At 66.2% G+C, this 12,960-nt stretch carries 15 protein-coding genes; 8 read left to right on the forward strand and 7 right to left on the reverse strand.

From position 1 onward, the window contains the following. The first annotated feature begins 6 nt into the window (after positions 1-6). Both ABQY74_RS07670 and ABQY74_RS07675 read left to right on the forward strand, forming a co-directional pair. Complete coding sequence (locus ABQY74_RS07670; protein WP_349793781.1) at positions 7-642, forward strand: glutathione S-transferase family protein; 636 nt, start codon at positions 7-9, stop codon at positions 640-642. Positions 643-828: 186 nt separating this feature from the next. Continuing rightward, positions 829-1,467, forward strand: a complete 639-nt coding sequence (locus tag ABQY74_RS07675; protein WP_024938923.1) for a carbonic anhydrase — start codon at positions 829-831, stop codon at positions 1,465-1,467. 326 nt (positions 1,468-1,793) lie between these two features. Here the strand turns inward: ABQY74_RS07675 and ABQY74_RS07680 are convergent, their stop codons facing one another. Next, positions 1,794-2,927 (reverse strand): phospholipase A, encoded by a 1,134-nt coding sequence (locus ABQY74_RS07680; RefSeq protein ID WP_016902704.1) that lies wholly within the window; start codon positions 2,925-2,927, stop codon positions 1,794-1,796. A gap of 206 nt (positions 2,928-3,133) precedes the next feature. Then, positions 3,134-3,619, reverse strand: coding sequence for a DUF456 domain-containing protein (locus ABQY74_RS07685; RefSeq protein WP_016902705.1), 486 nt, complete (start codon positions 3,617-3,619; stop codon positions 3,134-3,136). Between the two features lie 227 nt (positions 3,620-3,846). Here ABQY74_RS07685 and ABQY74_RS07690 point away from each other — a divergent pair, with 227 nt between their 5' ends. After that, positions 3,847-4,062 (forward strand): cold-shock protein, encoded by a 216-nt coding sequence (locus tag ABQY74_RS07690; protein ID WP_003483561.1) that lies wholly within the window; start codon positions 3,847-3,849, stop codon positions 4,060-4,062. 222 nt (positions 4,063-4,284) lie between these two features. Here the strand turns inward: ABQY74_RS07690 and ABQY74_RS07695 are convergent, their stop codons facing one another. Both ABQY74_RS07695 and ABQY74_RS07700 read right to left on the reverse strand, forming a co-directional pair. Continuing rightward, the gene (locus ABQY74_RS07695; RefSeq protein ID WP_016902706.1) at positions 4,285-4,767 is read right to left on the reverse strand and encodes a glycine zipper 2TM domain-containing protein; all 483 of its coding nucleotides are present in this window, start codon (positions 4,765-4,767) and stop codon (positions 4,285-4,287) included. Positions 4,768-4,934: 167 nt separating this feature from the next. Next, positions 4,935-5,363 (reverse strand): hypothetical protein, encoded by a 429-nt coding sequence (locus ABQY74_RS07700; RefSeq protein WP_349793780.1) that lies wholly within the window; start codon positions 5,361-5,363, stop codon positions 4,935-4,937. 74 nt (positions 5,364-5,437) lie between these two features. Here ABQY74_RS07700 and ABQY74_RS07705 point away from each other — a divergent pair, with 74 nt between their 5' ends. Further along, on the forward strand, positions 5,438-6,268 hold the full coding sequence (locus ABQY74_RS07705) for a tRNA threonylcarbamoyladenosine dehydratase (protein WP_349793778.1): 831 nt from the start codon (positions 5,438-5,440) through the stop codon (positions 6,266-6,268). A 39-nt stretch (positions 6,269-6,307) separates the two neighbouring features. On the opposite strand, the gene ABQY74_RS07710 is transcribed toward ABQY74_RS07705, so the two are convergent. Together ABQY74_RS07710 and ABQY74_RS07715 are read right to left on the reverse strand one after the other, a co-directional pair. Further along, a complete protein-coding gene (locus tag ABQY74_RS07710; RefSeq protein ID WP_104600788.1) occupies positions 6,308-7,075 on the reverse strand; it encodes a TatD family hydrolase in 768 nt (255 codons plus the stop codon). After that, positions 7,075-7,290 (reverse strand): DUF6116 family protein, encoded by a 216-nt coding sequence (locus ABQY74_RS07715; RefSeq protein WP_104600787.1) that lies wholly within the window; start codon positions 7,288-7,290, stop codon positions 7,075-7,077. The genes ABQY74_RS07710 and ABQY74_RS07715 overlap by 1 nt, the downstream gene beginning before the upstream one ends. A gap of 145 nt (positions 7,291-7,435) precedes the next feature. On the opposite strand from ABQY74_RS07715, the gene ABQY74_RS07720 reads away from it, so the two are divergent. Then, positions 7,436-8,227, forward strand: coding sequence for a glycine zipper 2TM domain-containing protein (locus tag ABQY74_RS07720; protein WP_006451921.1), 792 nt, complete (start codon positions 7,436-7,438; stop codon positions 8,225-8,227). Here the strand turns inward: ABQY74_RS07720 and ABQY74_RS07725 are convergent. Further along, on the reverse strand, positions 8,221-8,400 hold the full coding sequence (locus ABQY74_RS07725; protein ID WP_372470111.1) for a hypothetical protein: 180 nt from the start codon (positions 8,398-8,400) through the stop codon (positions 8,221-8,223). The two genes, ABQY74_RS07720 and ABQY74_RS07725, sit on opposite strands and share 7 nt — an antisense overlap. Between ABQY74_RS07725 and ABQY74_RS07730 the strand changes: the two genes are divergently transcribed. The 3 genes from ABQY74_RS07730 (at position 8,387) to ABQY74_RS07740 (ending at position 12,960) form a co-directional block, all read left to right on the forward strand. Next, a complete protein-coding gene (locus tag ABQY74_RS07730; RefSeq protein WP_349793775.1) occupies positions 8,387-9,562 on the forward strand; it encodes an acyl-CoA dehydrogenase family protein in 1,176 nt (391 codons plus the stop codon). The two genes, ABQY74_RS07725 and ABQY74_RS07730, sit on opposite strands and share 14 nt — an antisense overlap. Before the next feature lie 67 nt (positions 9,563-9,629). Continuing rightward, positions 9,630-12,191 carry a DUF3857 domain-containing protein gene (locus tag ABQY74_RS07735; RefSeq protein ID WP_349793839.1) on the forward strand — a complete coding sequence of 854 codons (2,562 nt, stop codon included), beginning with the start codon at positions 9,630-9,632 and terminating at the stop codon, positions 12,189-12,191. A gap of 124 nt (positions 12,192-12,315) precedes the next feature. Further along, positions 12,316-12,960, forward strand: coding sequence for a glutathione S-transferase family protein (locus ABQY74_RS07740; RefSeq protein ID WP_349793773.1), 645 nt, complete (start codon positions 12,316-12,318; stop codon positions 12,958-12,960).

Below are 12,960 nucleotides of genomic sequence, written 5' to 3' on the forward strand. Positions count from 1 at the left end.
GTTTGCATGACCACCACGCTGTACCACGCCCCCAGCACTGCCGCACTGGTCGTGCATTGGCTGTTGATCGAACTGGAGGTGCCGCACGTACTGCATCCGCTGGATTTCGAACGCGCCGAGCAGAAATCGCCGCAGTATCTGGCGCTCAATCCGGCCGGCGTGGTGCCGACGCTGGTGCTCGACGGACACGTGCTGACCGAGGCGGCCGCGATCGTGCTGCATCTGGCCGACCTGCATCCGCAGGCCGGGCTGGCACCACCGCTCGGCACCCCCGAGCGGGCGGCGTACTACCAGTGGATGTTCTTCTGCGCCAACACCTTGCAGCCGGCGTACCGGGCCTGGTTCTATCCGGACGAGCCGGCCGGTGCCGCGCACGCCGAAGCCGCGCAATCCCAGGCGCGCGCCAGACTGGAGGCGGCCTGGGCCCGGGTCGATACGCACCTGCAGGCCAACGGCCCGTATCTGCTCGGGCAGACCCTGTCGGCGGCCGATTTCATGCTGACCATGATGATGCGTTGGTCGCGCAACATGCCCCGTCCCAGCGATAGCTGGCCGGCCTTGCAGGCGCATGCGCAGCGAATGAAAGCCCGCCCGGCATTTCAGGAAACCTATCGCCGTGAGGGTCTGACGGACTGGACCTGAACCGAAGGGCGCGGGCCGCGAAATCGTGTCGACACAAGCTCCAGTCGCGCCGTGGTGCCGCGCCTGGCGCAGTGTACGATCGCCAGACAACCAGAGAGCAGGGGCTCGTCCATGTCGCATTCCGCATCCCGTCGAAAACTGCTGCAATGTGCCTGTTGTGCGCCGATCGCGGCCGCCGCCGCGTCACTGCCGTTCGCCGTCGGTGCGGCGCCGTCGAAGAAGACCGATCTCAATGCCGAGCAGGCATTGCAGGTGCTGCGTGACGGCAATGCCGCCTTCGTGGAAAACCGTCCCAAGAAGGTCATTTCCGACAGCAAGCGCCGTCTGGAACTGGCGCTGGGGCAGACCCCGTTCGTGATTCTGGTGTCGTGCTCGGATTCGCGCGTGCCGCCGGAACTGCTGTTTGGCCGTGGCCTAGGCGAGATGTTCATCGTCCGCAATGCCGGCAACACCGTCGACACCACGGCACTGGGCTCGATCGAATACGCGGTCAGCCAGCTTGGCGTGCCGCTGGTGGTGGTGATGGGCCACGAGAGCTGTGGCGCGGTCGCCGCGGCGGTGTCGGTGGTGGAGAAGAACGCATTCTTCCCGGGTGCGATCGGCGCGATGATCGAGCCGATCGTCCCGGCCGTGCTGACCGCCAAGAGCAAGGGCGGCGACGACCTGCTGGCGGCCTCGGTCAAGGCCAACGTCAAGCGCACCGTCGACCGCCTGCGTGGCGCGTCCGAGCCGGCGCTGCTCGAACCGCTGCGCGCAGGCAATGTTCGCGTGGTCGGTGCGTACTACACCTTGAAAGATGGCAAGGTTGATTTCTTCGACGTCTGATCGCTGCCAAAGCCGTTTCATGAAGACAGCGCAGGATGATCTCCTGCGCTGTCTTTTTTGTATGTGCGGAGGGTGTGGAGCAGCCTAGCTGTCAGCGCTGTGGAACTTGGAGGGGCTATCAAACTGCTGCGCTCATCGCCAGGCAGGCGTGGGCCGTGTCCGGAACCTGCATGCCACGCATGCACTACGATTCCTGCGCGCCCAGCTGACGACTGCTTGCTACGTTTTGCCGCTCCAAGTTGCAAGTCCACAAGTAAAAAGCCGGCATGCGCGCATGCCGGCTTTCAATATTTTTCGACCTTGCTCAACGCAGCAGTGCGATGTGCTTAGAACCACTCCAGCAACGACACGCCCAGGCCGATGTAGGTGGCCTTGTGGTTGTAGTCGATCAGGCTTTCGCCGTAGCCGTCGAACACCTGCACGTGACCACGCAGCAGGTTGGTGATCGGGAAGCCGTAATCCAGCTGCACCGAGCCATGCGAGCGGTCGCCGCCGCGCAGCGAATGCCGCGCAATCAACGCCACTTCATGCCCGTCCTTGTTGTAGACCAGGGTGGCGTCGCCACGGCCCATGTAATCCTCGATATCGGGATTGTTGTCGTCGGCGCGGTCTTCCTTGATGCGGAACCACGGGCGCAGCGTCAATGCCCAGTTCTCGCGGTCCAGCCCGATGTTGAGAATGACCCGGTTCCAGGAGCGCGACAGCGGATCTTCGCGGCCGTTGGACATGTGGTTGATGCTGATGCCGCTCATGCGGCCCTTCCAGCCGAACAGGCTGTAGTTGTTGCGGAACACCAGCATCGCTTCCGGCTCGTAATTGGTTTCGCGGAACGGGCGCGAGGCATCGGTGTTGTAGGCCTGCCAGCGCGAACTCTGGGTGTAGCCCATCCAGATGTCGCCGTTGTCGCCGAACAGATCCTCGACCACCTTGGTCTTGAAGCTGAGCTGGAACTTCAGTTCGGTGCTGTCCAGTTGCTGCGGGGTGGACACCGAGTTGGCCGGGTTCGGCGACTGCGGGGTGCGGTTGGAGTCGCTGGTCCAAAACGCCGGCAGCAGGTAGACCGGCTTGTAGCCGCGCAACTGGAAGGTGCCCAGCTTGGAGTCCTTGGCCAGCTCCCAGCGGCGGTCCAGCAACGAACCGCGGCCGGCGTTGGCGACCGCCTCGGCCTTGGGCTGATCCTGGCCATCGGCGCGGAAGAAGTCGCCGACGCGGCTGATGGCACGTTCGTCCTGCGGCTTGGACTCTTTCTGCTTGGCGATCTGCGCGGCGGCATCGGCCTCGGCGGTCAGCTGCGGGGTATAGCCCAGCGCCTGGTCGTAGCAGGCAAGCCGTGCCGCATCCGAGGTGACGGAAGTGCAGGCCTGCGGCGAGGCGGGGGTAGGGGCGATTTCCTGTGCGTGCGCCAGCGGCGCGGCGGCCAGGGCAATCAGCATCAAGGGACGGGTGCGGTGCTTGGACATGGTCAGTCTGGCCGAATGAAGGCGCCAGGCAGGCGCGTCAGATGCGAAGCTTAACGGTCGCGCCTGCATACGCGGTGTGTACACGGTGGCATAACATCCGGGCGACGCCTGCAATCGATAGCTGGCCGCGATCGCGTGGGTGCCTGCGTCGTCAGTGTCCGGGCGATCAGCCGACCCAATCAGCGTCTGTGAACGCTGGAAATCCGCTAGAAAAACCAGGCAATGGCGAACACGCCCAGCATGCACAGGCCCAGTGCCAGCTTGGTGGCGGTGCCGAACACGATGCCCAGCCAGGTGCCAAAGCCGACCTTGGTGGCCTGGTCGGATTTGCGGGTCTGCCAGTATTCGCCGAGCCACGCGCCGGCGAACGGGCCGACGAACAAGCCGATCGGCATGAAGAAGATGCCGACGACCGAGCCGATCACCGAGCCCCACAGTGCCGCCTTGCTGGCACCGACCCGCTGGGCGCCGTACACGGTGGCAAGGAAGTCGATCGCAAACGACAACGCCGTCATCAGGCCCAGGATCACCAGCGCTACCCAACCGACGTGGGCAAAGCCATCTGCCCAGGCGGCCACCAGCAGTCCCGCGAACACCAATGGCAGGCCTGGCAGCGCCGGCAGGACCACCCCGGCAAGGCCGATCAGGACCAGTACGCCAGCCAGGATGTAGTAGACGACGGTGGTATCCATGATGTTTAAAAATGTCCTATTTCAGGCTTGACAAAATTGCGCAAGGGTTGCTTGAAAATTCGTTTGGCGCGGGTTAAGTTGCCAGCGCTGCTGTTTGCAACGGTCACCGTGAATCGTGGCCTGATGCGGTAGATCGTTCGATCCGCTACATCCTTGTACCTCGCTTCCTCCTTGCAATCACAGCCACCACCGTCAGTCCATCACAGTGTCGTAGGGAGTCAGTCGAGATGTCCAATATCGAACGCGAAAATGGTGTCGTGAAGTGGTTCAACGATGCCAAGGGTTTTGGCTTCATCAGTCGCGAAAACGGCGAGGACGTCTTCGTCCATTTCCGTGCGATCCAGATCCAGGGCTTCAAGAGCCTCAAGGAAGGCCAGAAGGTCAGCTTCACCGTCGTGCAGGGACAGAAGGGCCTGCAGGCCGATGCAGTGCAGGTGGTCTGAGCGCGGCGCAACACGGCAGGCCATCGTGCAGACAGCAGAAAGGCCCGTCGCCGGGCCTTTCTGTCATTCGCCAACACTGGCGAATCGAACGTAGCGAGCAGTCGTCAGGCGGGCACGAAGAAATCGAAGTACACGTGGGATGCATGCCAATTCCGGGGACCAACTGCGCCGGCTTGACGGTGGGCGCAGTGACTTACTGGCCGCTACTGGTAAGCGCGCCGGTCAGCGCAGCACGACCTTGCCGTTGACCACCCGCACATAGGCATTTTCGCGCACGCCAGCCAGGTCGCGCTGGTTCACCACGATCACGCGGCCGTCGTCCATGCGCACCTGCACATCGAAGCTGTCGCTGGTGACGTTGTTCTGGATCGCATTGCCCGCCAGCGCGCCGGCGGCGGCACCGGCCACGGCCGAGACGTTCTTGTTGCCCTTGCTGCCACCGGTCTCCTTGGAGATCTGGCGACCGGCCACCGCGCCGACGATGCCGCCGAGCACCGCACCGGTGCCGGTGGGAGCGCTGCGGGTCGGGCCGACTTCATCGATGCGGGTCACGATGCCGCAATCCACGCAGCGTGCCTGCGGCTGCGAGTAGCCCTGATCGTAGCCGCGGTCGCCGCGGTAGCTGCCGTACTGGGGCTGGGAGGTGGCGCAGCCAACCAGCGTTGCGGTTGCAGCCAGGCCAATGACGAGCAGTCGGGTCTTCATGAGGTCTCTCCGGGGTGGTTCGAAAAAGCGGTCAGGGCCGCGGCGACGTCATCCTGTGTTGGTCAGGGTGAACGGTCTGCCAACTGGATCACTCCAGGCTTAACGAAACCCGAGCGTCCTGTTCACCGCCGCTGCCGTGCGCATTGATGCGGCAGTGCGATGCCGGTTCAGCGGAAGTCGCGATGACAGGCCTCGCAGGCGTCATTGATCTGTGGCCTGACTGCGGCAAGCGCGGCGCAATCGGCTGGATGTGTGCGCCGTGCCTGGTCCAGGACAGTGCGCAGGGCGCTGGCATGCTCGCCGAAGCGGCGGTCCTCGCCGATGTCCGGAAAGGCCGGCTCCAGTTCGCCGGCAAGCAGGCGCAGCGATTGCAGTCGCGCTCGCTGGCGTGTGGAGTTGCAGCCACCATCGGTATCGGCTTGCAGGGCGCGCACTTGGTAAGCCATCACCTGCATCAGGCTGTCCGGCACCGGGTTGCGTCTGGCCTGCAGCACGCGCGCCACCATCACCGTGCACACCAGCCCGATCAGGATGCCCAGCACCAGCAGGAAGGCATAGCGGGACGCACGCGATTGTTCGGTGGGTGGGGCGGGCATGGACGGAACTCCGGTGGGCGCGGACATCAGTATGTCGATGGGCGCGCGCTGATCAGCGCGCGTAAAATAGGCCGATGAAAGCACAATGGCGTGAACGCTTTGCCGGTATCGACCGGCTGTACGGAGTCGGCACGGTGGAGCGGCTGGCCGCCTGCCGCGTGGCAGTGGTGGGGATGGGCGGCGTGGGCTCGTGGGTGGTCGAGGCGCTGGCGCGTACCGGCGTCGGCCACATCCGCCTGATCGATGCCGACGACCTGTGCGTGTCCAACACCAACCGGCAGCTGCCGGCGCTGGCAGGGCAGTACGGACGCAACAAGGCGCGCGCGATGGCCGAGCGCTGCGTGGCGATCAACCCGGAAATCGAGGCCGATGCGGTGGAGTCGTTCCTCACCGCCGGCAATATCGAACAGCTGCTCGGCGATACGTTCGACCTGGTGATCGATGCCTGCGACAGCTTCCGGGTGAAGGTGGAAACCATCGCCTGGTGCCGTCGACGCAAGCTGCCCTTGCTGACGGTGGGCGCAGCTGGCGGGCGCACCGATCCCACCCTGGTGCGGGTACGCGATGTCTCGCGCACCGAACACGACGCGATGCTGGCGCTGATCCGCAAGAAGCTGCGCAGCGAATTCAACTTCCCCAAGAATCCGCAGCGCTATTTCGGCGTGCCGGCGGTGTACTCGCTGGAGAACGTCAAATACCCGCAGGCCGATGGCAGCGTCTGCGGCATCCGTCCGCAGCTGGATGCCGACGCCACACTCAAACTGGATTGCGGAGCCGGGCTGGGCGCAGCCACGCATATCACCGGCACCTTTGCGTTTGTCGCGGTGGGCAAGGCGCTGGAGATGTTGCTCAAGCCGAAGGTGGCTGCTGCCAAGCCTGTTGCCGAGGCTGCCTCGGCGGGGTGAGTGCCCTGTTGCCGCCTCATGCGGCAACGGGCAGTGCGATCAGCCCGGCAACCCGAACAACCGCCGTGCGTTGGCGGTGGTCTGCGCGGTGATGTGCTCGGCCGCCTCGCCGCGTAGCTGTGCGATGCAGTCCAGCACCGTGCGCAGGTAGGCCGGCTCGTTGCGTTGGCCGCGGATGCTGGCGTCGGGCTGATCCGGCGCATCGGTTTCCAGCAGCAGCCAGTCCAGCGGCATCGTTGCAGCCAGGCCGCGCAGGCGATTGGCACGCGGGTAGGTCACCGGGCCGCCCAGGCCGATCATGAAATCCAGCTTCCACAATTGCTGCGCCTGTTCGGGGCTGCCGGCAAAGCTGTGCACTACACCGCGTAGGCCGCCCACGGCCTTGATGCGGGCGATAACCTCTTCGGTGGCGCGCCGCGCATGCACGATCAGCGGCAGCTCGAAGCGCTTGGCCAGCTGCAGTTGCCCGTCGAAATAATCGCGCTGCATCTGCGCGTCCAGCCCGTCCAGATAGAAGTCCAGCCCGCACTCGCCAATGGCGCAGGGCCGCTCGCGCTCGATCCACTCGGCCAGCAGCTGCAGGTGTTCGGGGCGGTGCTGATCGAGAAAGATCGGGTGCAGCCCGTAGGCGGGGTGCAACCCGGGGGCCTGGGTGCAGACGGAGCGCAGCGCCGGCCAGCTGGCGGCGGTGATCGCCGGGATCACCTGCTGCACGACACCGGCCGCCTGCGCGCGCGCGATCACCGCGGCGCGGTCGTGGTCGAACTCGCCGGCATCCAGATGGCAGTGGCTATCGACCAGCTGCATCAATCGTGGCGCACCGGCGCGGGCAGCGGTGCCTTGCGGGTCTTCCAGTTGGCCAGCAGCAGCGTGGTCAGGCCGAACAGCAGCTCGTCCAGGAACGGGATCGGGTCCGGGAGCACCAAGTCGACCAGAAACAGCGCCGCCGCCAGCTTGAACAAGGTGGGGTAGCGCAGCTTGCTGGCCCACTCCAGGGCGCGCGAGGTGACGGGATTGCGCATGCGGATGCTCCGGCTGTTAGAAGTGCATGAAATAACCGCTAGCTGAACTTAACTGCGGCGTTCATGAGCGAGGGCGTTTTTGTTCAGGGTTCGCGTGCTGGAATCACGCCGTCAACAACGCGGCGTGTCCGCACGGAGCTGGATCATGAAGAGCAATACGACAACTATACTGGTCGCTGCTGGTGCGTTGCTGGTTGGAGGCGTGGCCACGGCCGCCTTCATGAACAATCGCCCGTCGTCCGGCGATTTCGTCGCCAACGGCGAGCCGGCACCGCGTGGTCTGGAATACGCCGACGTGGTCAAGGTTGCACCGATCACCGAGCGCGAGCCGCAGTATGCGCAGGTCGTCAACAGCGCGGCTATCCGCGAAACCACCACCAGCTCCTCGCCGCGCGAAGTCTGCCGCGATGTGGTGGTGCAGGAACGTCTGCCCGAGCGCGATGGCAATGTCGGCGGCACCGTCGCCGGTGCGGTGATCGGCGGTCTGCTCGGCAACCAGGTCGGCGGCGGCAACGGCCGCAAGCTGGCCACGGTGGCCGGTGCGGTCGGTGGCGGTATGGTCGGTAACCGTGTAGACCGCAATCATGTCGGCGGCCGCGTGGTGGATCGCACCGAGCGCCAGTGCCATACCGAAAATGCCAATTCGCAGTCCTCGCGCGTGGTCGGTTACGACGTGACCTACCGCAATGCCGACGGCACCACCGGCACCATGCGCATGGACAGCAAGCCGGGCGAGCGCATCTCGCTGGGCGATGCCGACAACGTGGTGGCCTACGACGTGACCTACCGCTACGACGGTTTCGAGAAGACCGTGCGCATGAACGACAAGCCGGCCAGCGATCGCCTGCCGGTGGTCGACGGTCAGCTGGTGACCCAGACCGCTTCGACCGCCGGTGACAGGGGCGTTCGTGTGGATGCGGGCAGCACGCGTCAGTAAACCGCTGGCAGCGATCCGCCCAGGATCGCTGGTTGGCAAGAAAGGAGCCGGCATTGCCGGCTCTTTTCGTTTTCAGGCGCTGGTGACAACGTCCGTGCGCTGAACAGGTCGCCGCCATGTTCGGCCGGCAACTGGCTGATAATCGCCACTTCTCCTGCCGTGGAAGCCGACATGCCGGTGCGCCCCGATGATCTATTCGATGTACGTGCGCTGCTGACCGACGAAGAGCGGGCAGTGCAGAATGCGGTGGCGCGCTTCACCGATACGCGGGTGCTGCCGGCGATTGGCGATGCCTTCGACGCAGCGCGCTTTCCGCGCGAATGGGTACCGGAACTGGCCGAGCTCGGCTTGCTGGGTGCCAGCCTGCCGGTCCGCGACGGCGGCGCGGGCCTCGGCGCGGTGGCGTACGGATTGATCTGCCAGGAACTGGAGCGCGGCGACAGCGGCCTGCGCAGCTTCGTCAGCGTGCAGTCCTCGCTGTGCATGTACCCGATCCATGCCTACGGCAGCGACGAGCAGCGCCAGCGCTGGTTACCGGAGATGGCCGCCGGCCGCCTGATCGGCTGTTTCGGGCTGAGCGAAGCGCAGGGCGGCTCGGATCCGGCCGCGATGACCACGCGTGCGGTGCGGCAGGGCGACGGCTGGCGCTTGAACGGGGCCAAGATGTGGATCACCAACGGCAGCATTGCCGGCCTGGCGATCATCTGGGCGCATACCGATGACGGCGTGTGCGGCTTTATGGTGGAGACCGGCAGCGCCGGCTTCAGTGCGCAGGACATCGCGCACAAGATGAGCCTGCGCGCGTCGGTGACCTCGGGCTTGTTCCTGGACAACGTCTACGTGCCGGAGCAGATGCGCCTGCCGAACGCGGCCGGTCTGAAGGCGCCGCTGGGGTGCCTCAATCAGGCGCGCTATGGCATCGCCTGGGGCGCGATCGGTGCGGCGGTGGCCTGTCTGCGCGAGGCGCTGGCCTACAGCGGGCAGCGCATCCTGTTCGGCCGGCCGCTGGCGGCCACGCAGAGCGCGCAGATCAAGCTGGCCGACATGGCGCGGCGGATTTCCACCGCGCAGCTGCTGGCGCTGCAGCTCGGGCGGCTGAAGCAGGCCGGCCAGCTGCGGCCGGAACAGATCTCGCTGGCAAAGTGGAATAATTGCCGCATGGCCCTGGATGTGGCGCGCGAGTGCCGCGATCTGCTGGGCGCGGCCGGCATCACCACCGAGCATGTGGCGATCCGGCATGCGCTGAACCTGGAATCGGTGATCACCTACGAGGGTACCGAGACCGTGCATCAGTTGGTGGTCGGGCGTGCGCTGACGGGACTCAATGCGTTTTGACGAGGAGTGGGTGTTGATCGACAGGGATGGGAGGCGACGCCTGCGTGGCGTGTTCTGGATGAGCTGCATGCTGGCGGTGGTTACGAGCGTGATCGCACCGGCACGGGCCAGCGAAGCGCCGCGCATGGCGCCGCCACCGGCCTGGGTCATCGCCGATGCGGTGCCCGACAAGGCGCCCGGTGCCAGCGGGTTGCGCTATGAACTGGTGTCCGATCAGGTCGATCTGACCGGCGCGGCGCCGGAGGCGTATCGCCGCCTCAGTTACACCGTGCAGCGTGCGAAAAGTCTGGACGAAGCCGGGCAGATCTCCATCGATTACCAGCCGCAGTACCAGCAGCTGGCGCTCAACAGCCTGGAGGTCTGGCGCGACGGCAGGCGCATCGACATGCGCAAGCAGGCGCACTACGCCCGGTTGCGCCGCGAAAGCGGACTGGAAGACGGTTTGATCGATGGCGCGCTGACGCTGTCGATCACCTTGCCGGACCTGCGCGTGGGCGACCGGGTCGATTACGGCGTGACCATCACCGGCAGCAATCCGGTGTTCGGCAAGGGCTATTACGACGTATTCGATGCGCGCTACGGCGTAGCGCTGGGCGAGCGCCGGGTGCGGGTGCGGCATCCGGCCGGCATGGGATTGCAGTGGCGGGTGACTGCGCCCGGTTTCAGCCGCAACGTCAGCCGCACCGGCGATGTGGCGACACTGGACATCGCCGCACGCGACCTGCCCGCCGTGCAGGAAGAAAAGGACACCCCGGAGGATGTCGATCCGTATGGCCGGATCGAAGTCTCCACTGCCGGCAACTGGGCGGCAGTGGCGGTATGGGCAGCGCAGTTGTATCCGCACGCGTTCAAGGACGCGCGCGTTGCCGACGGGATGGTGCAGAACCTGCAGCTGCGCCGCGACGACCCGCAGGGCGCACTGCTGCGTGCAGTGGCCTTCGTGCAGGGCGAGATCCGTTACGTCGGCCTGGACATGGGCGAGAACTCGCACGCGCCGCATACGCCGGAAGTGACGCTGCGCAATCGCTACGGCGACTGCAAGGACAAGGCGACGCTGTTGATCGCGCTGCTGCAGCTGGCCGGCATCCGCGCCGAGCCGGTGCTGGTCAGCAGCGACAAGGGCCACGGGCTGGATCTGCGCTTGCCCAGTCCGTATGCGTTCGACCACGTGGTGGTGCGCGCGCACCTGCCGCAGGGCGAGGTATGGGTGGATGCCACACGCGACCGCGAAGAGGGCCCGCTGGCGCAACGCCGGCCGTTGCCGTTCGTGCGCGGCCTGCCGGTCGTGGCCGGGCAGCGCGATCTGGTGGCGGTGCCATCGCCGATGCCGACGCTGCCGCAGGTCGAGGTGGACGAGGAGATCGTGATCTCGCTGCGCAAGCCGCAGCGCGTGGCGACCTTCACCGTGGACACGACGTATCGCCAGGGACGTGGCGAGCGCGTGGCGACCAGCTTCGACGACAACGGTGCGCAGGCAGTCGGCGAGCACTACCTTGAATTCATGCAGCAGTACTACACCGCGCTGACGCAGGTCGGCGTGCCGACCATCGACGCGACCGATGTGTTGAACGTGCGCACGCACGAGGCCTACCGCCTGGAGTGGCCGACCGACGAGGGCGACGAGCTGGGCTTCCCGCTGTTCCAGCTCGGCGAATGGATGGACGCCCTGCCCACTGCGGCGCGCAAGAGCCCGCTGGCGCTGGGCGGCCCGCGGCTGGCGCGGCAGACGGTGCGGGTGCGGGTAGACCCGGCGGTGCGGGTGGAAGCCGATACGCAGGTGGTCGCCAACCCGTGGTTCCGGTTCTCGCGCACGGTCTCCACGCACGAAGGGCGCATCGTCATTGTCGGTGAGTGGCAGCGGCTGTCCGACCGCATTCCCGCCAGCAGCGTGAAGCGGGCAGCCGCCGACATGGAGCGTGCCCGCGACCTGCTGTACTTCAATCACGACCTCAAGCCGCACCCGCGCAGACAGCCGCTGGAGATGCACGTCTTTGTCTATCCGCTGGCCGCGCTGCTGGCGCTGATCGTGCTGGTGCTGGCATGCCTGGCCTGGTGGCGCGGCGGTGGCTTGGGCGGGATGCTGTTCGATCCGCACACCGTTGCGCAGCGCCTGCACATGCAGGCCGGCGCGCACTGGAGCGCGTGGTGCGTGTTCGGCCTGATCCTGGTGCTCTCGAGCTGGATGTGGGTGTCTCCGCAGCCGTTGTGGGTGCACGCCATCGCCGTGGCGATCATGCTGGCCATCGCGCTGGTGGGCTGCGTGTTGCTGCAGTGGATGCTGCGCTGGATGGGCGGCACTGCGGAGTTTGCGGTGTTGCTGCCGGCGCTGCTGGGCAGTGCCTTGCCATGGCTGGTCTGCCTGCTGGCGACGCTGGTCGCGCTCGGTGGCGATATCGTCCTGTTCCGGACCGCTGTGCACGATCCGGCCCGGCTGGCGCAGGTGGCCATGGCGGTGCTGATGCTGCTGCTGGGCGGGCTGTGGTGGTCGATCGCTGCGGTCCAGGCGGTTGCCGGTGCGACCGGCTGCGCACGCGCGCGGGCCTTTGGTGCGCTGGCATTGACGTTGTCGGTGCTGGGCATGCTGGTCGCCGTGCTGGGTGTGCCGGTGGCGTTGGTGGTGATGCGCTGAGCCGCGCTGCCGGCAGCGCACGCAACCGCGGCCACGCCTTGCAGCAGAATCGGTGCAGGGCTTTGCAAAGGCCCCCGGGGCTGTGACACTGCCAGCCCCTCGTTGCTGCCGCGGAGCCAGCTTGATGTCGACCGTGCGTCCCCCGTTGACCGTCCATGGCATGTCCAGTTCCGGCAACTGCTACAAGGTGCGCCTGCTGCTGGAGCAATTGGGCAGCCGCTATCACTGGGTCGAGGTCGACAGCGCCGCCGGTGAAACCCGCACGCCCGCGTATCTGGCCAAGAATCCCAACGGCAAGGTGCCGATGGTGGAGCGCGACGACGGCCGCGTGCTGACCGAATCCAACGCGATCCTGTTCTGGCTGGCCGAAGGCACCCCGTATCTGCCCACCGACGCCTGGCAGCGCGCGCAGGCCCTGAGCTGGATGTTCTTCGAGCAATACAGCCATGAGCCGTATGTCGCGGTGGCGCGGTTCATCAGCCTGTGGACGCCGCGCGATGCCGCGCGCCGCGCCGAACTGCCGCAGCTGCGCGCCCGCGGCGAGCAGGCGCTGGCCGTGATGGAGCAGCATCTGCAGCAGCAGCGCTGGTTTACCGGCAGCGACTACGGCATCGCCGATATCGCGCTGTTTGCCTACACCCATTGCGCCGAGGACGGCGGCTTCGATCTGGAGCGCTGGCCGGCGATCGGTGCCTGGCTGCAGCGCGTGCAAGCAGTACCCGGTTTTATTGCAATGCCTGCGCCTGCGCCCGGCACGGTGACGGCATGA

Origin of the sequence: Xanthomonas sp. WHRI 7064 (genome assembly GCF_040202355.2) — a bacterium.
Lineage (GTDB): Bacteria > Pseudomonadota > Gammaproteobacteria > Xanthomonadales > Xanthomonadaceae > Xanthomonas > Xanthomonas arboricola.